Source organism: Kitasatospora sp. NEAU-CNBT7 (assembly GCF_057220535.1).
Window position 1 is genome coordinate 278,258 of the sequence record NZ_JBXQQB010000006.1, and the last position, 17,740, is coordinate 295,997.

The window sequence follows — 17,740 nt, forward strand, 5'->3', positions numbered from 1 at the left end:
TCTATGATCTCCGGTCTGTCCCCTCCCGAACCGTGGTGCCCGTGTCGTCGGCAGCCGTGGGAGGTCCCGACCGGTCGGCAACCGGCGGTACCCCTTTCACCGTGAGCTACGACGAGTCCGCTGCCCCGCCCCACCCCTTCCGGGCGGCCGGGCAGCCGGGAAGGTTCGCTGTGCCATCTGCCACCCCCACCGACGATCCGCTGCGCCGCGAGCGGGACCACCTGGCCGCCTCGCGGGCGGCGCTGCGCGTGATGCGCGAGGACGTCGAGTCGCTGGACCTGCGGGACGTGACCGGCACCTGGGTGTCCGCCGCCGTCCTGCGCAACCAGATCGAGCTGCGGATCGCCGCACTGGCCGATCTGGCGCACACCCCGCTGTTCTTCGGCCGGCTGGACTACCTGCACGCGATCGGCGGCGAGGACGCCGAGGGCGCCTTCGGGGAGCGGTTCTACATCGGCCGCCGGCACGTGCACGACGCCGGCGGCGACCCGATGGTGATCGACTGGCGGGCGCCGGTCTCCCAGCCGTTCTACCGGGCCAGCCGCAAGGAGCCGATGGACGTCGAGCGGCGCCGCCGGTTCGGCTACACCGGCGGCGAGCTGACCGCGTACGAGGACGAGCACCTGACCGACCCGGCGGAGACCGAGACGCGCTCGGCCCTGCTGGCGGCCGAGATCGAGAAGCCGCGCGTCGGGCCGATGCGCGACATCGTGGCGACCATCCAGCCCGAGCAGGACGAGATCGTGCGGGCCGACGTCACCGGCACCGTGTGCGTCCAGGGCGCCCCCGGTACCGGGAAGACCGCCGTCGGCCTGCACCGGGTCGCCTACCTGCTGTACGCGCACCGGGAGCGGCTCGCCCGTACCGGCACCCTGGTGGTCGGCCCGAACCGGTCGTTCCTGCACTACATCGAGCAGGTGCTGCCCGCGCTCGGCGAGGTGGACGTCGCCCAGGCGACCGTGCAGGAGCTGGTCTCCCAGGTCGAGGTGCGCGGTGAGGACGGCGCCGAGGCGGCGACGGTCAAGGGCGACGCCCGGATGGCCGAGGTGCTGCGGCGGGCCGTACGGGCCGGGATCTCGCTGCCGACCGAGCCCTGCGTGGTGGTCCGCGGCTCCCGCCGCTGGCGCGTCCCGGCCTACGAACTCACCGAGATCATCGAGGAGTTGAAGGGGCGTGAGATCCGGTACGGGGCGGCCAGGGAGGCCCTGCCGCAGCGGATCGCGCACGCCGTGCTGGTGAAGATGGAGCAGGGCGGCGAGGCTCCCGACGACCGGGTGCAGGACGCGGTCGCCCGCAACCCGGAGGTCAAGGCGGTGGTCCGGGCCTGCTGGCCGGCCGTGGACCCGGTCAAGCTGGTGCACCGGCTGCTCGGCGACGCCGATTTCCTGGCCGCGTGCGCGGACGGGATCCTCACGCCCGAGGAGCAGCGGGCGGTGCGCTGGGCGAAGGCGCCGCGTTCGGTGAAGTCGGCCCGCTGGTCGGCGGCGGACGCGGTGCTGGTCGACGAGGCCGCGGACCTGGTGCAGCGCACCCCGTCGCTGGGACACGTGGTGCTGGACGAGGCGCAGGACCTGTCGCCCATGCAGTACCGGGCCGTGGGGCGGCGCTGTTCGACCGGTTCGGCGACCGTCCTCGGCGACCTGGCGCAGGGCACCACCCCGTGGGCGACCGGGAGTTGGCCGGAGGCGCTGCACCACCTGGGCAAGGCGGGCGCGCACGTGGAGGAGCTGACCCAGGGCTTCCGGGTGCCGGAGGAGGTGATCGTGTACGCCTCGCGGCTGCTGCCCACGATCGCTCCGGGGCTGGCGCCGGCCGGGTCGGTGCGTGAGCTGCCGGGGTCGCTGGTGGTGCGCCACGTTCCGGACGGGCTGGTCGGGGAGGTGGTGGCGGCCTGCCGGGCGGCGCTGGGGTTCGAGGGCTCGGTCGGCCTGATCGCGGCGGACGCCCGGGTCCCGCTGTTCGCCGGGGCGCTGGCCGGGGCGGGGCTGCCGTTCCTGGAGCCGGGTGCCGAGACCACGGCGCAGGCGCGGCTGACGCTGGTGCCGGCCTCGCTGGCCAAGGGCCTGGAGTACGACTACGTGGTGCTGGACGAGCCGGCCGCGGTGGTGGCCGGGGAGCCGGACGAGCGGACCGGGCTGCGCCGGCTGTACGTGGCGCTGACCCGGGCGGTGTCCGGGCTGACCGTGCTGCACGGTGAGCCGCTGCCGGAGCAGCTGCGCTGAGCGGCGGGCGGGTCCGGCCCGGGGCGGCTCAGGCGTCCAGCAGGGTCCGCCACTCGGCGACGGCGGCCGCGTCGACGGGGCCGCGCCAGCCGTCCGGGCGGACGGCCCCGCCGATGTGGAAGGCGTCGAAGCCGGCGGCCCGCAGGGCGGGGACGTGTTCGGCCCGCAGGCCGCCGCCGACCAGGATCTGCTGCCGGTAGCCGGGGTCGCCGGACTTGGCCAGTTCGCCCTCCAGGACGGTCAGGCCGTGGTCGACGCCGGCGGCGGCGCCGGAGGTGAGGTAGGTGTCGAGGCCGGGCAGGCCGTCGAGGGCGGCGCGCAGGGCGGCCCGGTCGGCGCTGTGGTCGATGGCCCGGTGGAAGGTCCACCGGCAGCCGGCCACGGCTTCGGCGACGGCCAGGGTGGCGGGCAGGTCCAGGGCGCCGTCGGCGGTGAGGAAGCCGAGGACGAACTCCTCGGCGCCTTCGGCTCGCAGGGCGGCGGCGCGGGTGAGCAGTCCGTCGAGGTCGCCGGGGGTGAAGCCGTCGCGCAGGCGGAGCATGACCCGCAGGGGGAGGTCGACGGCGGCGCGGATCTCGGCGAAGGCGGCCACCGCGGGGGTGAGCCCGTCGGCGGCCATGTCGGTGACCAGTTCGAGGCGGTCGGCGCCGCCGGCTGCGGCGGCCTGGGCATCCTGCGCGGTCAGCGCGATGACTTCGAAGACTGGTCTAGACATGTCGCTACCTTGCCACACCGTCCGCCGCCGCGGCGAGCCCCCTGCGGGTCCGCGCTCAGCCGGCCGTCGGCGGCCGGTCCGGCCGGGCGTCGTGGCGTCGCCGCAGCCACCGGGCCGCCAGGACGGCCAGGACGACGAACGCCAGGTAGCCCGCCGCCCGTTGGGCCCCGCCGAGCTCGAAGTCGATCCAGTACCAGAGGTCGTCGTCGAGCAGCAGCGGCAGCCCGCCGACGGCCGCCGCGGCGAGCCGGATCCGGCCACGGGCCAGGCCCAGCAGCGGCAGCGCCACCAGGGCGAGCCGGTACGGGTGCCAGCTCGGGTCCCACAGCAGCGGGGTGTGGACGACCTCCTTGCCGGCCGTGAGCAGCAGCGCCACCCCGACGCCCGCGAGGGCGCTCCACGCGGTGCGGCGGGCCCGACCGCCGAGCAGGTCCGCGGGTGCCGACAGCAGCAGCGCCAGCCAGGCGAGCGGGCCGAGGCCGGCCCGCAGGGCCTGGCCGAGGTAGTACGACAGCGGCAGGTGCTGGTACGGCGGGCTCTGGATGCTCCAGCCGACCAGCAGCGCGATCCCGGCGACGGTCGCCGCCGCGGCGGTCCAGCGGGCCGCGGTCCAGCGGCCGGAGAGCCCGATCGCCAGCGCGAGGGCCCAGACGGCGGCGAGGCCGACCCCCCACCAGCGCAGCGGCCCGTGCCAGGCGAAGTCGTACGGCGACACGTTCCAGGCCGAACCGGCCTGCTGGCCGAACCCGGCCCCCACGACGAACGGCACCGTCGCCGCGAGCAGTTGGCCGGGCAGGCCGCGGGAGGTGAGCCCGGCCCGCAGCCGCAGGCCGTGGCCGGCCAGGCCGGCCAGCTCGCGGGCGCGTGCGAGGCGGCCGGTGCCGGCGGCCAGCGAGTCGTAGACGTCGGCGAGTTCGGCGCCGCGGTCGGCCCGGTAGCCCGCCGGGTAGAGCCTCAGGACCGCGTCGATCATCCGGCCGCTCATGCGAAGGCTCCGTTCAGTCGGGGACGGGCGGGGGCGGCGAGCCGGCGCTCGGCCTCGGCGGCGACGGCGCGCAGCCGTTCGGCCTCGGCGGCCAGCACGGCCCGGCCGCTGTCGCTGAGCGCGTAGGTGCGGCGGGCCCGGCCGTCCACCACCTCCTCGCTCTCGATGCGGATCAGGCCCTGCCCGAGCAGCCGGTCGAGCGCGCCGTACAGGGTGCCGGCCCGCATCCGGACCCGGCCGCCGGAGATCGCGGCGATCTCCTGGATCAGGGCGTAGCCGTGGCGCGGGGCGTCGGCGAGGGCGGTGAGCAGGAGCAGCGTGGGCTCCTGCATCGAACGTTCTGTCATGCCACCTAGATATACCGGTCGTCGGTATATACCGTCAGGCGAATCCGTAAACCCGCACCCTCCCTGACGGTCCGTCGCCGCGCCGGGGCCACAATGGCCCCATGACCGCCCTGCTGCTGGACCACTGGAACGACCTGCTGCGGCGCTGCGGCGCGAGCGCCGACCCGCGGCCGTACGGCGAGGACCTGCTGCGGCGCTGGGCCGAACCGCAGCGCCGGTACCACACCACCGACCACCTGCGGGCGGTGCTCGGCCACATCGACACCCTGGCCGGGCAGGCCGAGGACCCGGACGCGGTCCGGCTGGCCGCCTGGTTCCACGACGCCGTCTACCGGCCGGACCGCTCCGAGAACGAGGAGCGCAGCGCGGCCCTGGCCGTCCGCGCACTGCGCGAGGCGGGGCTGGCCGAGCCGCTGGTGGCGGAGGTGGCCCGGCTGGTCCGGCTCACCGTCACCCATGACCCCGCGCCCGGGGACCGCAACGGCGAGGTGCTCTGCGACGCGGACCTGGCCGTCCTCGGCGGCTCCCCCGGGCAGTACGCGGCCTACGCGGCGGCCGTCCGAGCGGAGTACGGCTTCGTCCCCGAGGACGCCTTCCGGGCCGGTCGCGCGGCGGTGCTGCGCCAGCTGCTCGGCCTGCCCGCGCTCTACCGCACCGAGGCGGCCCGGGCCCGCTTCGACGCCGCCGCCCGGGCCAACCTGGCGGCCGAGCTCAGGACGCTCGAAGGGGGGCTCGAAGGGTAGCCCGAAGGGCGGCCTTGCGCCGCCGCAGCCCGGCGGCGGTCAGCCGGGCGACCAGCTCCCTGCTGGGGACCGGCCGGGCCCCCTGCGCGACGGCCAGGTCGTACCGGTCGCCGGGGAGGTCGTAGTGGTCGCGGTCGAAGGCCTTCGCGGGAACGCCGAGTTCGGCCGCGAACGCGTGCAGTTCGTCGTACGAGACATCGCTGACCAGGTGCGACCAGAGCCGGCCGTGGCCGGGCCAGGCGGGCGGGTCGATCAGGATCACGAGAGCCCGCCGACCGGCGCGACGACCCGCCCCTCCTTGCCGCACACCCAGTGCGGGTCCGGGCCGAGCTCGGGCTCCACGCCCAGCGCGTGCGGGTCGCCGTCGGCGGCGCACTCCTCGCACAGCGGCCAGCGGCCGTACGCCTCCAGCAGCGCGTCCTGGACGTCCTGGGCGACCAGCCCGAGCACGTACTCGGTGCCGTCCGGCCACTGCTCCAGCCACCAGCGGCGGTGCGTCACGGCGTCCTCGACCAGCGAGACGACGGCGGCGTCCGCCACGTCCCGGGCGGTCAGGTCGGCGAGGATCAGCGCCCGGGCGCTGTGCAGTGCGGCTTCGATCTCAGGGCTGGCCATCCGCCCATTGTCCCGCAGCTCAGCGCGGCCCCGGGAACCCGTCGGTCACCAGCTCGGCCCCGAAGGGCTCCGGCAGGGCGACCGGCTTGCCGAAAGGCGTGCGCAGGCTCCGCCGGTAGGCGCCGTCGACCGGCTCCGAGAACAGCGTGACGGTCGGGCCGTGCTCGTCGAAGCGGTCGATCAGCAGGTAGTGCGGGACGGGTGCGTGGGCGTAGGCCCAGAGCTTCCTGGTGCGGTCGTGCCGTGCGTGGCCGGCCGAGGTGATCTCGACTGCCAGCAGGATCTCGGAGGCATCGACCGGGTCGGCGTCGCCGCGGTCCGGCTGCTTGAGGAGCTCCTTGTCCACGACCACCAGGTCCGGGACGTAGATCCGCTCGGACTGCACGATCTCGACCCCGAGGGTCTGGTAGGCGCCGATCTCCGGGGGGAGGCAGCGCACCAGGGCGTCATGCACCTCACCGGCGATCAGGTTGTGGCCCTTGCCGGGCGGTGGCACCAAGACGATCTGCCCTTCCTCGATCTCGGCGCGCCAGCCCTCCGGGACGTCCAGTTCCCTCCAGGTGTCCAGCAGGTAGGTCCACTCCCGTTCCGACTCCACGGCCATCGCGGTCACCGCCGTCCCCCCTTCTGTCGCATGACGCTGCTCGCCCTCACCGTAGCCGCGCTCCGAGGCGCCGGGACCCTTCATGCGCCCAGCGTCGCACGATCGGGTGACCGGGGCGAGAACGCCGCGAGGGCGGCCTCCCCGGTGTGGGGAGACCGCCCTCGCGGACGATCCGAACTCGCCGATCCTCGAAGGAGGATCAGAAGTCCATGTCACCGCCCGGCATGCCGCCGCCGGCCGGGGCGCCGGCCTTCTCGGGCTTGTCGGCGATGACGGCCTCGGTGGTGAGGAAGAGCGCCGCGATGGAGGCGGCGTTCTGCAGCGCGGAGCGGGTGACCTTGGCCGGGTCGATGATGCCGGCGGCGATCAGGTCGACGTACTCGTTGCTGGCGGCGTTCAGGCCGTGGCCGGCGGGGAGGTTGCGGACCTTCTCCACCACGACACCGCCCTCGAGGCCGGCGTTGGTCGCGATCTGCTTGATCGGGGCCTCCAGCGCGACCTTGACGATGTTGGCACCGGTGGCCTCGTCGCCCTCCAGCTCCAGCTTGTCGAACGCGACACCGGCCTGCAGCAGCGCGACGCCACCACCGGCGACGATGCCCTCCTCGACGGCGGCCTTCGCGTTGCGGACGGCGTCCTCGATGCGGTGCTTGCGCTCCTTGAGCTCCACCTCGGTGGCCGCGCCGGCCTTGATGACGGCCACGCCGCCGGCCAGCTTGGCGAGGCGCTCCTGGAGCTTCTCGCGGTCGTAGTCCGAGTCGCTGTTCTCGATCTCGGCGCGGATCTGGTTCACGCGGCCGGCGACCTGGTCGCTGTCGCCGCCACCGTCGACGATGGTGGTCTCGTCCTTGGTGATGACCACCTTGCGGGCGGTGCCCAGCAGGTCGACGCCGGCGTTCTCCAGCTTGAGGCCGACCTCCTCGGAGATGACGGTGCCACCGGTGAGGATGGCGATGTCGCCGAGCATGGCCTTGCGGCGGTCACCGAAGCCGGGGGCCTTGACGGCGACCGACTTGAAGGTGCCACGGATCTTGTTCACGACCAGGGTCGACAGGGCCTCGCCCTCGACGTCCTCGGCGATGATGACGAGCGGCTTGCCGCTCTGCATGACCTTCTCCAGCAGCGGGAGCAGGTCCTTGACCGAGGAGATCTTGGAGTTGGCGATCAGGATGTACGGGTCCTCGAAGGACGCCTCCATCCGCTCCAGGTCGGTGGCGAAGTAGGCGGAGATGTAGCCCTTGTCGAAGCGCATGCCCTCGGTGAGCTCGAGCTCCAGACCGAAGGTGTTGCTCTCCTCGACGGTGATGACGCCTTCCTTGCCGACCTTGTCCATCGCCTCGGCGATGAGCTCGCCGATCTGGGTGTCGGCGGCGGAGATGGAGGCGGTGGAGGCGATCTGCTCCTTGGTCTCCACGTCCTTGGCCTGCGCGAGCAGCTGGTCGGAGACGGCCGCGACGGCCTTCTCGATGCCGCGCTTCAGGGCCATCGGGTTGGCGCCGGCGGCGACGTTGCGCAGGCCTTCCTTGACCAGGGCCTGGGCGAGCACGGTGGCGGTGGTGGTGCCGTCACCCGCGACGTCGTCGGTCTTCTTCGCGACCTCCTTGACGAGCTCCGCGCCGATCTTCTCGTAGGGGTCCTCGAGCTCGATCTCCTTGGCGATGGAGACACCGTCGTTGGTGATCGTGGGGGCGCCCCACTTCTTCTCAAGGACGACGTTGCGGCCCTTGGGGCCAAGCGTCACCTTGACGGCGTCGGCAAGCTGGTTCATCCCGCGCTCAAGGCCGCGGCGAGCTTCCTCGTCAAACGCGATGATCTTTGCCATGTGAAGTGGTCCTCCGGGACGCGATCGACTGCACCGGACCGAAGGGTGCCCGCGACGGACGGCCCTGCGAGCGGGGGTCCTGTCCCCTACCGCTCCCGGGGGGCCTCACCGACCCGATCCGTTGTCACTCTCATGCTGTGAGTGCTAACGCCAATGATTAGCACTCTCGGGTGGCGAGTGCAAGCCCGTTCGCGGGGTGTCCCGACATGGCGGCAGGCCCGCACGGGGATGCCGTACGGGCCTGCTGCCGTTGATCTGTGGCCGCCAGCTCGTTGACCGAGCCGAGGTTCCGCAGGTCGAAGAGGTCACGCAACCAGCGCGCGGACCATGTCCGCCTGCGGACCCTTCTGCCCCTGGGAGATCTCGAACTCGACCCGCTGGCCCTCTTCGAGGGTGCGGTAGCCGTCCATCTGGATCGCGCTGTAGTGGACGAAGACGTCCGCACCACCGTCGACCGCGATGAAGCCGTAGCCCTTCTCGGCGTTGAACCACTTGACGGTGCCCTGAGCCATTCCGAACTCCCCTTGTGCTGTGCTGGCCCTTCACGGACCCGCACGGTGCGGGTCCAGAGGTCTGGAAGGCCGGCCCGGGGAACCCCCCCTGGGCGCAGCCGTGCACGCCGCAGACCACCGCCCGGAGGCCCGCGGAGGGCGACCGGAACGCGGGTGAATGCGTCGACCGCGGCTGAATGTATCCGGACATGCGCCCTCTGCAACAGGCCCAACTTTTGGGCAGAAGCTACGGACCGCAGGGGATATGACGGGATGAAAGCGGCACTTGCGAGCAATTGACGCCGGACATCGCGGACCAATGCCGCAAATTGCCGAAATAATTATGACGGCGGCCTGACAGATCGGCCTCACGTTCGATGCGGCGGGTCTCAACGAGCGGACAGGCGCTGCGTACCCGACCGGCGGGCGGGTACAGGCCCCCTCGAATCGGCCTCGAACACCCCGGTGCCCCGCACTCTATACCCAGCCACATGGGGAAATGTCCGCCGCAAAGGCCGCGGGCCGCCGCCGGGGCGGAATTCGGGGATTCCGGCCCGGCAGCGGCCCGGAGCTGCTGCGTGCGGGTATTCGCGGCCGCGGCCGCCGGGTGCGGGAGGGTCAGCAGCCGCCGGCCACGGCGGGGATGATCGAGACGGCCGCGCCGTCCTTGACCACGGTGTCCAGGCCGCCGTCGAAGCGCACGTCGTCGTCGTTGACGTAGACGTTGACGAAGCGCCGCAGCTGTCCGGCGTCGTCCAGGATCCGGGCGGAGATGCCCGGGTGGTTGTGCTCCAGGTCCTTGACCACCTCGGCCAGGGTGGCGCCCTCGGCGGTGACCTCGGCCCGGCCGTCGGTGTAGGTGCGCAGGATGGTGGGGATGCGGACGGTGGCGCTCATGGGCGGCTACTCCTTGCTGCGGGGTGGGGGGAGGGCTCAGGCGGAGGCGAGACCGGCGGCGCGGAACGACTCCAGGGTCGGCCGGATGGTGGCGGTCAGGCCGGCGTCGGCGACCGCGTCCAGGGTCTTCAGGCCGTCGCCGGTGTTGATCGCGACGGTCTCCTTGGCCGGGTCCAGCTGACCGGTCTCCACCAGCTTCTTCAGCACGCCGACGGTCACCCCGCCCGCGGTCTCGGCGAAGATGCCCTCGGTGCGGGCCAGCAGCCTGATCGCCTCGACCACCTCGGCGTCGGTGACGTCCTCGACGGCGCCGCCGGTGCGGCGGGCGATGTCCAGCACGTACGGGCCGTCGGCCGGGTTGCCGATCGCCAGCGACTTGGCGATGGTGTCCGGCTTGACCGGGCGGATCACGTTGTGGCCGGCCTTGTACGCGGCCGAGACCGGCGAGCAGCCCTCGGCCTGGGCGCCGAAGATCCGGTACGGGCGGTCCTCGACCAGGCCGAGCCGGATCAGCTCCTGCAGCCCCTTGTCGATCTTCGTGAGCTGGGAGCCGGACGCGATCGGGATGACGATCTGCTCCGGCAGCCGCCAGCCGAGCTGCTCGCAGATCTCGTACGCCAGGGTCTTGGAGCCCTCGCCGTAGTAGGGGCGGAGGTTGACGTTGACGAAGCCCCAGCCCTCGCCGGCCGGGTCGCCGATCAGCTCGGAGCAGAAGCGGTTCACGTCGTCGTAGTTGCCCTGGATGCCGACCAGTTCGCCGCCGTACACCCCGGCCATCACGACCTTGCCCTGCTCCAGGTCGTGCGGGATGAACACGCAGGACTTGAAGCCGGCCCGGGCCGCCGCCGCGCCCACCGCGCCGGCCAGGTTGCCGGTCGAGGAGCAGGACAGGGTGGTGAAGTCGAAGGCGCGCGCCGCCTCGATGGCGCAGGCGACCACCCGGTCCTTGAAGGAGTGGGTCGGGTTGCCCGAGTCGTCCTTGACGTGCAGTTGGGCGGTGAAGCCGAGTTCGCGGCCCAGGTTGTCGGCCTTCACCAGCGGCGTCCAGCCCGGGTTCAGGTTCGGCTTGGACGCGACGTCGGCGGGCACCGGCAGCAGCGGGGCGTAGCGCCAGATCGAGGCCGGGCCGGACTCGATCCGCCGGCGCAGTTCCTCGGCCTCGTACGAGCCGAAGTCGTAGGCGATCTCCAGCGGGCCGAAGCACTCGGCGCAGGCGAAGTGCGGGCCGAGCGGGGTGCGGGCGCCGCACTCCCGACAGGACAGCGCGGCGGCGGGGCCGAGGTCGACTGCGGGGGCGGCAACGGGGGTAGCGGTAGCCATGGTGGCGGAGGCCTCTCTCCTCATCTTCCCCGTGGTGCGGGCGCGCCACGGGCCGGAATTGGCACCTGTCCCGCCGGGGCCTCGACCTGACGGTCGCTTCGCCGGACGGGAAGGTTGCCGGGACTTCAACGGGCCGTTCCCTCAGTCCCTCTGGATGAGCAATGTGGCGCGCGGTGTTGCCACCGGCAGCGCGTTTGTGGTCGTGCACAGCGACCCACCCCGACGTGCGAAGGTCGGATCGCATTACCAAGACTGTATCCGAAGGCCCCGGTACCACCTCATGCCGTCCGGTCCCCGAGACGGCGCCGACCATTCCGAGGAGCGAGACCTTGCCCGACCAGCCCCGGCCCGACGTTCAGCCCCAGGTGGCGTCCTGGCTGCGCCGCCGCAGTTGGCGGGCGGCCGACCGACCGGTGGGGACGCTGGTCGCCGCCAAGCGCGCGGCGGGCGCGGCGGGCACCGTCAGCGTGGTGCTGCCGGCCCTGGACGAGGAGCCGACCGTCGGCGAGATCGTGACCACGATCCGCACCGAGCTGATGGAGCGGCTGCCGCTGGTGGACGAGCTGGTGGTGGTGGACTCCGGCTCGGTGGACCGCACCGCCGAGCGGGCCGCCGCCGCCGGGGCGCGGGTGGTGCACCGGGACGACATCCTGCCGCGGCTGCCCGCCGAGCCGGGCAAGGGCGAGGTGCTGTGGCGCTCGCTGCTGGTCACCCGCGGCGAGATCGTCTGCTTCATCGACGCCGACCTGCGCGAGTTCGACCCCGCCTTCGTCACCGGGATCATCGGCCCGCTGCTCACCGACCCGGGGATCCAGCTGGTCAAGGCGATGTACGACCGCCCGCTGGAGACCGCGGGCGCCGTCGTGCCGGCCGGCGGCGGCCGGGTCACCGAGCTGGTCGCCCGGCCGCTGCTCAACCTGCACTGGCCGCAGCTGGCCGGCTTCGTCCAGCCGCTGGGCGGGGAGTACGCGGCCCGCCGCTCGCTGCTGGAGCGGCTGCCCTTCCCGACCGGGTACGGGGTCGAACTGGGCCTGCTGGTGGACGCCCTGGACGCGGTCGGGCTGGACGCGCTGGCGCAGGTCGACGTCGGGGTCCGGCACCACCGCCACCAGGACGGCCAGGCGCTCGGCCGGATGGCCGCCACCATCTACCGCACCGCGCTGGAACGCCTGGACCGCACCCACCGGCTGAAGGCCGAGGACGGCCTGGTGCACCCGATGCTCACCCAGTTCTCCCGCGATCCGGCGACCCGCGACTTCACCGCCCACACCCACCCGGTGGGCGCCGTGGAGCGGCCGCCGGTGCGGACCCTGCCCGAGTACCGGGACCGCCGCGGCTGACCGCCGGGACCGGCCGCCCGCGGCGGCTCGCCGCGTGCTGAGTGGTTTGCACCCGGGGTCGCGCGGCAAGCTTGGCAGTATGGCCGATCACGCGTCCGCACGTTCGAGTCAGCCCGGTGCCGCCCCCATCCTGGTGGCCTCCAACCGCGGCCCGGTGTCCTTCAGCAGCGAGGACGACGGTTCGCTGACCCTGAAGAGAGGCGGTGGCGGCCTGGTCTCGGGCCTGTCCGCGATCGAGGACCCGTCGGCGGTCTGGGTCTGCGCGGCGCTCGGCGAGGCGGACCGGACGGCCGCCCGACAGGCGCCCGACGGCCGGCTGGACCTGGCCGGGCACGACGTCGGCGGACAGGCCGTCCGGATGCTGGACATCGATCCCGGCACCTTCGCCCGCGCGTACAACGGCGTGGCCAACTCCACCCTCTGGTTCGTCCACCACCTGCTCTACGACACCCCGGTCTCGCCCAACTTCGACGACCGCTTCCGCCGCGAGTGGGAGTCCTACACCGCGTACAACACCGCCTTCGCCGAGGCGCTGGCCGCCGAGGCCGCGCCGGGCGCCGCGGTGCTGGTGCAGGACTACCACCTCTCGCTCGCCCCGGCGCTGCTCCGGGCGCTGCGCCCGGACCTGCGGATCGGGCACTTCTCGCACACCCCCTGGGCGCCGCCCGAGTACTACCGGATGCTGCCGGACGACGTCGGGGCGGCCGTGCTGGAGGGCATCCTGGGCGCCGACCGGGCGGGCTTCCTCACCCGCCGCTGGGCGCTGGCCTTCGCCGACTGCTGCGCCGACCTGCTCGGGGCCGGGGTCGACCGGGAGCGGCTGACCGTCACCCACGCGGGCCGCACCACGCGGCTCGGGGTGCACGGCCTCGGCGCCGACGCCGACTTCCTGCGCGAGCGGGCCCACCGGCCGGACGTCGACGCCCGGCTGGCCACCCTGCGGGAGGCGGTGGGCGAGCGCCGGACGATCGTCCGGGTCGACCGGACCGAGCTCAGCAAGAACATCGTCCGCGGCCTGCTCGCCTACCGGCACCTGCTGCGGACCCGGCCCGAGTGGCAGGGCCGGGTGGTGCACATCGCGTTCGCCTACCCGTCCCGGCACGACCTGCCCGAGTACCGCGAGTACACCGCCGCGGTGCAGCGGGTCGCGCACGAGATCAACGACGAGTTCGGCACCCCCGCCTGGCAGCCGCTGATCCTGCACGTCAACGACGACTTCCCGCGCTCGCTGGCGGCCTACCGGCTGGCCGACGTGGCCCTGGTCAACCCGATCCGGGACGGCATGAACCTGGTCGCCAAGGAGATCCCGGTGGTCTCCGACGACGGCTGCGCGCTGGTGCTGTCCCGGGAGGCGGGTGCCTTCGCCGAGCTCGCCGAGGACTCGATCACGGTCAACCCGTACGACGTGATCGCCACCGCCGAGGCGCTGCACCAGGCGCTCACCATGCCGGCCGGGGAGCGCGCGGACCGCACCAAGCGGCTGGCCGCGGCGGCCACCGCGCTGCCCCCGCAGCAGTGGTTCCTGGACCAGCTCAACGCGCTCGGCTGAGCCCGTCCGCGAGGGCGGTGAGCAGCTCCACCACGCCGGCCGGGCCGGGGACCACCAGGTCCGCCCGGTCGGCGAGGGCGCCCACCGGGGCCTCGCCGCCGGTGGTGGCGCTGCACACCAGCAGCCCGGGCAGGCCCTCGCCGCGGCGCCGTTCGACGGCCTCGTACGCGGGCAGGTCGCCGAGGTCGTCGCCGACGTACAGCACCGTCCGCAGCGGCGTTCCGGTCCGTTCGGCGAGGAAGCCGGTGAGGGCGGCGCCCTTGTCCACGCCGGGCGGGCGCAGCTCCAGCACCATCCGGCCGGGCTCGACCATCAGGCCGTGCGCGGCGGCGAGCGCCGCCAGGGGCGCGCGGAGCAGGTCCAGGGCCTCGTCGGGCCGGTCGGCGCGCCGGGTGTGCACGGCCAGCGCGCGGCCCTTGTCCTCGGTCCAGGTGCCCGGCCGGGCGCCGGCCGCGGCCAGCACCGCGGGCAGCTCGGCCCGGACCGCGGCGACCCCCGCGGGCGGCTCGGGCGCGCCGGTCTCCTTGGTCGCGGCGTCCCAGCGCTCGGCGCCGTAGTGGCCGAGCACGGTCAGGTGCTCCAGGCCGGGTGCGTCCGCGAAGCCGCCGTACTCGACCGCGACGGCCGCGGGGCGGCCGGTCACCACCACCACCGCGCCGACCAGCGGCGCCAGCGCGGACAGGGCGGGCACCACCCCGGGGTGGGCCCGGGCCTGCGCGGGGTCGGCCACGATCGGCGCCAGCGTCCCGTCGAAGTCCAGGCCCACCACGCTCTCGCGGGGGGCGGCGAGCAGCGCGGCCAGCGCGTCCCGTCCGGCGGCCGTGCGTGGCGTCAGCAGCTCAGGCATACCCATGCCCTCGACCGTACCCAGGCTCCGCCGCCCGATGCCTGCCGCCGCCCGGCGGCACCCGGGTGCCTCAGCGGGCCTCGCGGCGGGCGTCGCGGATCCGGCGCAGGCGGTTCACCAGGACCGGGGCGTGCGCCAGCGCCTCCGGCCGGTCCAGCAGTGCGTTGAGCAGCTGGTAGTAGCGGGTGCCGGAGATGCCGAGCTCCGCGCGGACCGCCCGCTCCTTCGCCCCGGCCGTCCGCCAGGCCCGCGCCTCCAGCGCCAGCACCGCGAGATCGCGCTCACTCAGCTCCGCCACACCGGCCACCTCCCTACGCAGTGTCATTCTGCCGCGCCCGTCCGACACACTGTGCCGTCCCCGGCGCGGCTCCGGCCGGGCTAGCGTCGGGGCCATGACCAACAGTTTCGCCGTACACATCCCCGACGCCGACCTCGAGCCGGACCCGCTGGACCCGGCCCAGATCGTCTCCGGCACCCCGGAGGTCTCCGGCAAGGTGCTCTGGGAGTCCCCCGACGGCCGGCAGATCCGCGGGATCTGGCAGATCACCCCGGGCGTGGTGACCGACACCGAGGCGGACGAGCTGTTCGTGGTGGTGAGCGGCCGGGCCACGATCGAGTTCGAGGGCGGCCCGGTGCTCGAGGTCGGTCCGGGTGATCTGGCCGTCCTGCGCGAGGGCGACCGCACCACCTGGACCGTCCACGAGACGCTCCGCAAGGCCTACGCCATCAACCTCTGACCCACTCCGGCCGGCGGCTCAGTGGGCGGCCGCCGCGCGGGCCCGGCTCGCCTCCTGGGCGGCGGCGGACTGGAGCTGGGCGAGCACCTCGTCCCCGCCGGGCTTCACCGCGCTGCCGATCTTCTCCTTCAGCATCCCGCTGACCTTGTCCCAGGACGGGTCGCCGAGCGGGTAGAAGTTGGCGCTCGACAGCGCGTTGAGGAACTCGGTGAGGTCCTGGTGCTTGCCGCTGCCGGTCATCTCGTCCTTGGTGTCCTGGGTGACCGGCAGCAGGTTGTACTCCTCGTCGAACTTGAGCGTGTTCTCCTTCAGGTACACGAAGTTGAGGAACTTCTTGATCTCGGTCTTGTGGCCGTTGGCCTTGAAGGCCATCATCCAGTCGGCGACGCCCAGGGTGCTCGGCTTGGCGCCGGCGTCCTTGCGCGGGATGGCCGCGGTGCCGTAGTCGACCTTCGACTCGATCGCCTTGGCGACCAGCCCGGGGTGGCCGTTGAGCATCGCCACCTTGCCGGTGGCGAAGTCGGAGAAAGCGGTCTTGCGGTCGACCGTCGAGGGGTCCGGATAGGTGAGGTGACGGTCCACCAGGTTGGTGCGCAGCCACTTGAAGGTGTCCCGGTTGGGCTGGCTGTCGACGGTGTAGTTGCCCGCGTTGTCGGCCAGCGTGCCGCCGCCGCTCATGGTCCAGATCATCGACTCGCCCTGGGCCTCCTCGGGCCCGAGCGGCAGCGCGTACGGGATGGTCCCGGGCATCTTGGCCTTGATCAGCTCGGCGTCCTTGCGCAGGTCCTCCCAGGTGGCGGGCGGGCCGCTGATGCCGGCCTTCTGGAACATCGTCCGGTTGTAGACGAACACCCGGGTGGAGGCGACGAACGGGATGCCGTACTGGCTGCCGAGCACCTGGCCGGCCTTGGCGAAGGCGTCGATCATGTTGGCCTGGGTGTCGATCGACAGCACGTCGCCGGCGGGGTAGAGCCGGTCCGCGGCGACCTGGTCGGCGTAGCCGCCGGTCTGCACGACGTCGGGCACCTTGCCGGAGGCGATCAGGTCGGCGACCCGCTTGTCGATGTCGGTCCAGGGGACCACCTCGACCGAGACCTTGAAGCCCGGGTTGGTGGCGTGGAAGCGGGCCACCAGGTCGTCCCAGTAGTGCGTGGTGCTGGTGGCCTCGGTGTCGCCGTAGTCCGCGGCGACCAGCTTGAGGGTGACCGGGCCGTCTCCGCCGCCCTCGACCGTGCCGCAGCCGGTGAGCAGCAGCGCTCCGGTCAGTGCGGCGGCGAGGGCGGGGCCGCGGAAGGTGCCGAACGGTCGTGCGGTGGTGCGGGCCGGTCTTTCAAGGGCTGCGCTGTGCAAGTCGGTTACCGCCTTCGAAGGAGGAAAACGGCGCCACCCTGACAGGCATTGCCCGGGTGGTCCATACCTCTTGCGGTGTTAGTTACCGAGTTGTCTCTTGACGTTGCATCAGACGCAACCGGAAACCGGCATATCCGGACATCGCGGACGGGCGGTCCGGCGCCGGCCGGTGCCCGTTCAGGCGGTGATCACCTCGACGCCGGCCTCCGTGAAGGCGGCGGCCAGCGCGGGGTCGACCCCGCCGTCGGTGACCAGCGCGCCGACCTGGTCCAGCCCGCAGATCCGGGCGAAGGCGCGGTGCCCGAGCTTGGAGGAGTCGGCGGCCACCACCACCCGCCGGGCCCGTTCGGCCAGCAGCCGGTTGACGCTGGCCTCGCCCTCGTGGTGGGCGGTGGCGCCGTGCTCGACGTCGATCGCGTCCACCCCCAGCACGGCGATGTCCAGGGCGAGTTCGCCCAGCACCAGGCCGGCCAGCGGGCCGATCAGTTCGTACGACTGCGGGCGGGCGACCCCGCCGGTGACGACGATCTTCACCTGGGGGCGGACGGTCAGCTCGTTGGCGATGTTGAGCGCGTTGGTGACGACGGTGAGGGTCTGGCCCGGGCCGTTCTCCGGCCGCTCGGTGAGCTCGGGCCGGACGGCCAGCGCCCGGGCCACCTCGGTGGTGGTGGTGCCGCCGTTGAGGCCGACCACCTCGCCGGGGGCGATCAGCGCGGCGACCGCGGCGCCGATCCGCTGCTTGGCGTCGGCGTGCCGGGCCGACTTGTAGCGCAGCGGCAGGTCGTAGGAGACGTTGTGTGCCACCGCCCCGCCGCGGGTACGGGTGACCATCTGCTGCCTGGCCAGCTGGTCGAGGTCGCGCCGGATGGTCGCGGCCGACACGCCGAGCGCCTCGGCGGCCTCCTCGACCTCCAGCTTGCCGTGCTCGGTGAGCAGCTCCAGCAGTGCGTTCCAACGCTCGTACCTCGACACGCCGTGCCGCCCCTCCTCGCCCGCTCGTCCCGCTCCCGGCGCGCGGGCCGCGCGCGTGAAGCGGGGGACAGCTTGTCACATCTGCGCGGATCGGTGCGGGATCTTCGCGCCGGGCCCGCGCAGCGCACCCCATTGCGCAATCATGCGCGAAAAAGCTATAAATCAATCAGCTTCACGCATCACC

At 73.2% G+C, this 17,740-nt stretch carries 19 protein-coding genes and 1 riboswitch; of the genes, 5 read left to right on the forward strand and 14 right to left on the reverse strand.

The window, feature by feature from the left end:
• Window positions 1–170 precede the first annotated feature (170 nt).
• Window positions 171–2,222, forward strand: coding sequence for a HelD family protein (locus AC2TEW_RS11245; RefSeq protein WP_484623231.1), 2,052 nt, complete (start codon window positions 171–173; stop codon window positions 2,220–2,222).
• Window positions 2,223–2,250: 28 nt separating this feature from the next.
• Here AC2TEW_RS11245 and AC2TEW_RS11250 read toward each other — a convergent pair whose 3' ends face one another.
• From AC2TEW_RS11250 to AC2TEW_RS11260, 3 genes are read right to left on the reverse strand one after another with little or no spacing between them, the layout of a single operon-like run.
• Window positions 2,251–2,937, reverse strand: a complete 687-nt coding sequence (locus AC2TEW_RS11250; protein ID WP_484623232.1) for a copper homeostasis protein CutC — start codon at window positions 2,935–2,937, stop codon at window positions 2,251–2,253.
• Between the two features lie 55 nt (window positions 2,938–2,992).
• Complete coding sequence (locus AC2TEW_RS11255) at window positions 2,993–3,922, reverse strand: hypothetical protein (RefSeq protein ID WP_484623233.1); 930 nt, start codon at window positions 3,920–3,922, stop codon at window positions 2,993–2,995.
• Window positions 3,919–4,269, reverse strand: a complete 351-nt coding sequence (locus AC2TEW_RS11260; protein ID WP_484623234.1) for a PadR family transcriptional regulator — start codon at window positions 4,267–4,269, stop codon at window positions 3,919–3,921. Before AC2TEW_RS11260 ends, AC2TEW_RS11255 begins: the two co-directional genes overlap by 4 nt.
• A gap of 101 nt (window positions 4,270–4,370) precedes the next feature.
• Here AC2TEW_RS11260 and AC2TEW_RS11265 point away from each other — a divergent pair, with 101 nt between their 5' ends.
• Window positions 4,371–5,012, forward strand: a complete 642-nt coding sequence (locus tag AC2TEW_RS11265; protein ID WP_484623235.1) for an HD domain-containing protein — start codon at window positions 4,371–4,373, stop codon at window positions 5,010–5,012.
• On the opposite strand, the gene AC2TEW_RS11270 is transcribed toward AC2TEW_RS11265, so the two are convergent.
• The 7 genes from AC2TEW_RS11270 to thrC all read right to left on the reverse strand — a co-directional run bounded on the left by AC2TEW_RS11270 (window position 4,981) and on the right by thrC (window position 10,761).
• Window positions 4,981–5,274: a DUF4031 domain-containing protein gene (locus AC2TEW_RS11270; protein ID WP_484623236.1), complete on the reverse strand. Its 294-nt coding sequence runs from the start codon at window positions 5,272–5,274 to the stop codon at window positions 4,981–4,983. The genes AC2TEW_RS11265 and AC2TEW_RS11270 overlap by 32 nt on opposite strands.
• Window positions 5,271–5,627, reverse strand: coding sequence for a DUF8819 family protein (locus AC2TEW_RS11275; protein ID WP_484623237.1), 357 nt, complete (start codon window positions 5,625–5,627; stop codon window positions 5,271–5,273). The genes AC2TEW_RS11270 and AC2TEW_RS11275 overlap by 4 nt, the downstream gene beginning before the upstream one ends.
• 19 nt (window positions 5,628–5,646) lie before the next feature.
• Entirely contained in the window at window positions 5,647–6,231 is a 585-nt protein-coding gene (locus AC2TEW_RS11280) for a Uma2 family endonuclease (RefSeq protein ID WP_484623308.1), read from the reverse strand.
• A 199-nt stretch (window positions 6,232–6,430) separates the two neighbouring features.
• The gene (gene groL, locus AC2TEW_RS11285; RefSeq protein WP_484623238.1) at window positions 6,431–8,053 is read right to left on the reverse strand and encodes a chaperonin GroEL; all 1,623 of its coding nucleotides are present in this window, start codon (window positions 8,051–8,053) and stop codon (window positions 6,431–6,433) included.
• A gap of 305 nt (window positions 8,054–8,358) precedes the next feature.
• Window positions 8,359–8,565 (reverse strand): cold-shock protein, encoded by a 207-nt coding sequence (locus AC2TEW_RS11290; RefSeq protein ID WP_033819590.1) that lies wholly within the window; start codon window positions 8,563–8,565, stop codon window positions 8,359–8,361.
• A 597-nt stretch (window positions 8,566–9,162) separates the two neighbouring features.
• Window positions 9,163–9,441, reverse strand: a complete 279-nt coding sequence (locus AC2TEW_RS11295) for a ubiquitin-like small modifier protein 1 (RefSeq protein WP_484623239.1) — start codon at window positions 9,439–9,441, stop codon at window positions 9,163–9,165.
• A 36-nt stretch (window positions 9,442–9,477) separates the two neighbouring features.
• Complete coding sequence (gene thrC / locus AC2TEW_RS11300; protein ID WP_484623240.1) at window positions 9,478–10,761, reverse strand: threonine synthase; 1,284 nt, start codon at window positions 10,759–10,761, stop codon at window positions 9,478–9,480.
• 17 nt (window positions 10,762–10,778) lie between these two features.
• Window positions 10,779–10,922: riboswitch (SAM riboswitch) on the reverse strand.
• Between the two features lie 168 nt (window positions 10,923–11,090).
• Here thrC and AC2TEW_RS11305 point away from each other — a divergent pair.
• Window positions 11,091–12,101: a glucosyl-3-phosphoglycerate synthase gene (locus AC2TEW_RS11305; RefSeq protein ID WP_484623241.1), complete on the forward strand. Its 1,011-nt coding sequence runs from the start codon at window positions 11,091–11,093 to the stop codon at window positions 12,099–12,101.
• 79 nt (window positions 12,102–12,180) lie between these two features.
• A complete protein-coding gene (locus tag AC2TEW_RS11310) occupies window positions 12,181–13,650 on the forward strand; it encodes an alpha,alpha-trehalose-phosphate synthase (UDP-forming) (protein WP_484623242.1) in 1,470 nt (489 codons plus the stop codon).
• Here the strand turns inward: AC2TEW_RS11310 and otsB are convergent.
• Entirely contained in the window at window positions 13,634–14,503 is an 870-nt protein-coding gene (gene otsB / locus AC2TEW_RS11315; RefSeq protein ID WP_484623243.1) for a trehalose-phosphatase, read from the reverse strand. The genes AC2TEW_RS11310 and otsB overlap by 17 nt on opposite strands.
• Window positions 14,504–14,567: 64 nt before the next feature.
• Window positions 14,568–14,822 carry a DUF3263 domain-containing protein gene (locus AC2TEW_RS11320; RefSeq protein ID WP_484623244.1) on the reverse strand — a complete coding sequence of 85 codons (255 nt, stop codon included), beginning with the start codon at window positions 14,820–14,822 and terminating at the stop codon, window positions 14,568–14,570.
• Window positions 14,823–14,889: 67 nt separating this feature from the next.
• Here AC2TEW_RS11320 and AC2TEW_RS11325 point away from each other — a divergent pair, with 67 nt between their 5' ends.
• Window positions 14,890–15,234, forward strand: coding sequence for a cupin domain-containing protein (locus AC2TEW_RS11325; RefSeq protein WP_484623245.1), 345 nt, complete (start codon window positions 14,890–14,892; stop codon window positions 15,232–15,234).
• 18 nt (window positions 15,235–15,252) lie between these two features.
• Here AC2TEW_RS11325 and AC2TEW_RS11330 read toward each other — a convergent pair whose 3' ends face one another.
• A complete protein-coding gene (locus tag AC2TEW_RS11330; protein ID WP_484623246.1) occupies window positions 15,253–16,584 on the reverse strand; it encodes an extracellular solute-binding protein in 1,332 nt (443 codons plus the stop codon).
• Window positions 16,585–16,761: 177 nt separating this feature from the next.
• On the reverse strand, window positions 16,762–17,556 hold the full coding sequence (locus AC2TEW_RS11335; RefSeq protein WP_359892121.1) for a DeoR/GlpR family DNA-binding transcription regulator: 795 nt from the start codon (window positions 17,554–17,556) through the stop codon (window positions 16,762–16,764).
• Window positions 17,557–17,740: the final 184 nt, after the last annotated feature.

Bases quoted from the DNA above. Each gene is read 5' to 3' on its own strand.
- AC2TEW_RS11320 (WP_484623244.1), bottom strand. From the start codon at position 14,822: ATGACACTGCGTAGGGAGGTGGCCGGTGTGGCGGAGCTGAGTGAGCGC.
- AC2TEW_RS11290 (WP_033819590.1), bottom strand. From the start codon at position 8,565: ATGGCTCAGGGCACCGTCAAGTGGTTCAACGCCGAGAAGGGCTACGGC.
- AC2TEW_RS11255 (WP_484623233.1), bottom strand. From the start codon at position 3,922: ATGAGCGGCCGGATGATCGACGCGGTCCTGAGGCTCTACCCGGCGGGC.
- groL (WP_484623238.1), bottom strand. From the start codon at position 8,053: ATGGCAAAGATCATCGCGTTTGACGAGGAAGCTCGCCGCGGCCTTGAG.
- AC2TEW_RS11295 (WP_484623239.1), bottom strand. From the start codon at position 9,441: ATGAGCGCCACCGTCCGCATCCCCACCATCCTGCGCACCTACACCGAC.
- otsB (WP_484623243.1), bottom strand. From the start codon at position 14,503: ATGGGTATGCCTGAGCTGCTGACGCCACGCACGGCCGCCGGACGGGAC.
- thrC (WP_484623240.1), bottom strand. From the start codon at position 10,761: ATGGCTACCGCTACCCCCGTTGCCGCCCCCGCAGTCGACCTCGGCCCC.
- AC2TEW_RS11250 (WP_484623232.1), bottom strand. From the start codon at position 2,937: ATGTCTAGACCAGTCTTCGAAGTCATCGCGCTGACCGCGCAGGATGCC.
- AC2TEW_RS11325 (WP_484623245.1), top strand. From the start codon at position 14,890: ATGACCAACAGTTTCGCCGTACACATCCCCGACGCCGACCTCGAGCCG.
- AC2TEW_RS11260 (WP_484623234.1), bottom strand. From the start codon at position 4,269: ATGACAGAACGTTCGATGCAGGAGCCCACGCTGCTCCTGCTCACCGCC.
- AC2TEW_RS11280 (WP_484623308.1), bottom strand. From the start codon at position 6,231: ATGGCCGTGGAGTCGGAACGGGAGTGGACCTACCTGCTGGACACCTGG.
- AC2TEW_RS11310 (WP_484623242.1), top strand. From the start codon at position 12,181: ATGGCCGATCACGCGTCCGCACGTTCGAGTCAGCCCGGTGCCGCCCCC.
- AC2TEW_RS11265 (WP_484623235.1), top strand. From the start codon at position 4,371: ATGACCGCCCTGCTGCTGGACCACTGGAACGACCTGCTGCGGCGCTGC.
- AC2TEW_RS11275 (WP_484623237.1), bottom strand. From the start codon at position 5,627: ATGGCCAGCCCTGAGATCGAAGCCGCACTGCACAGCGCCCGGGCGCTG.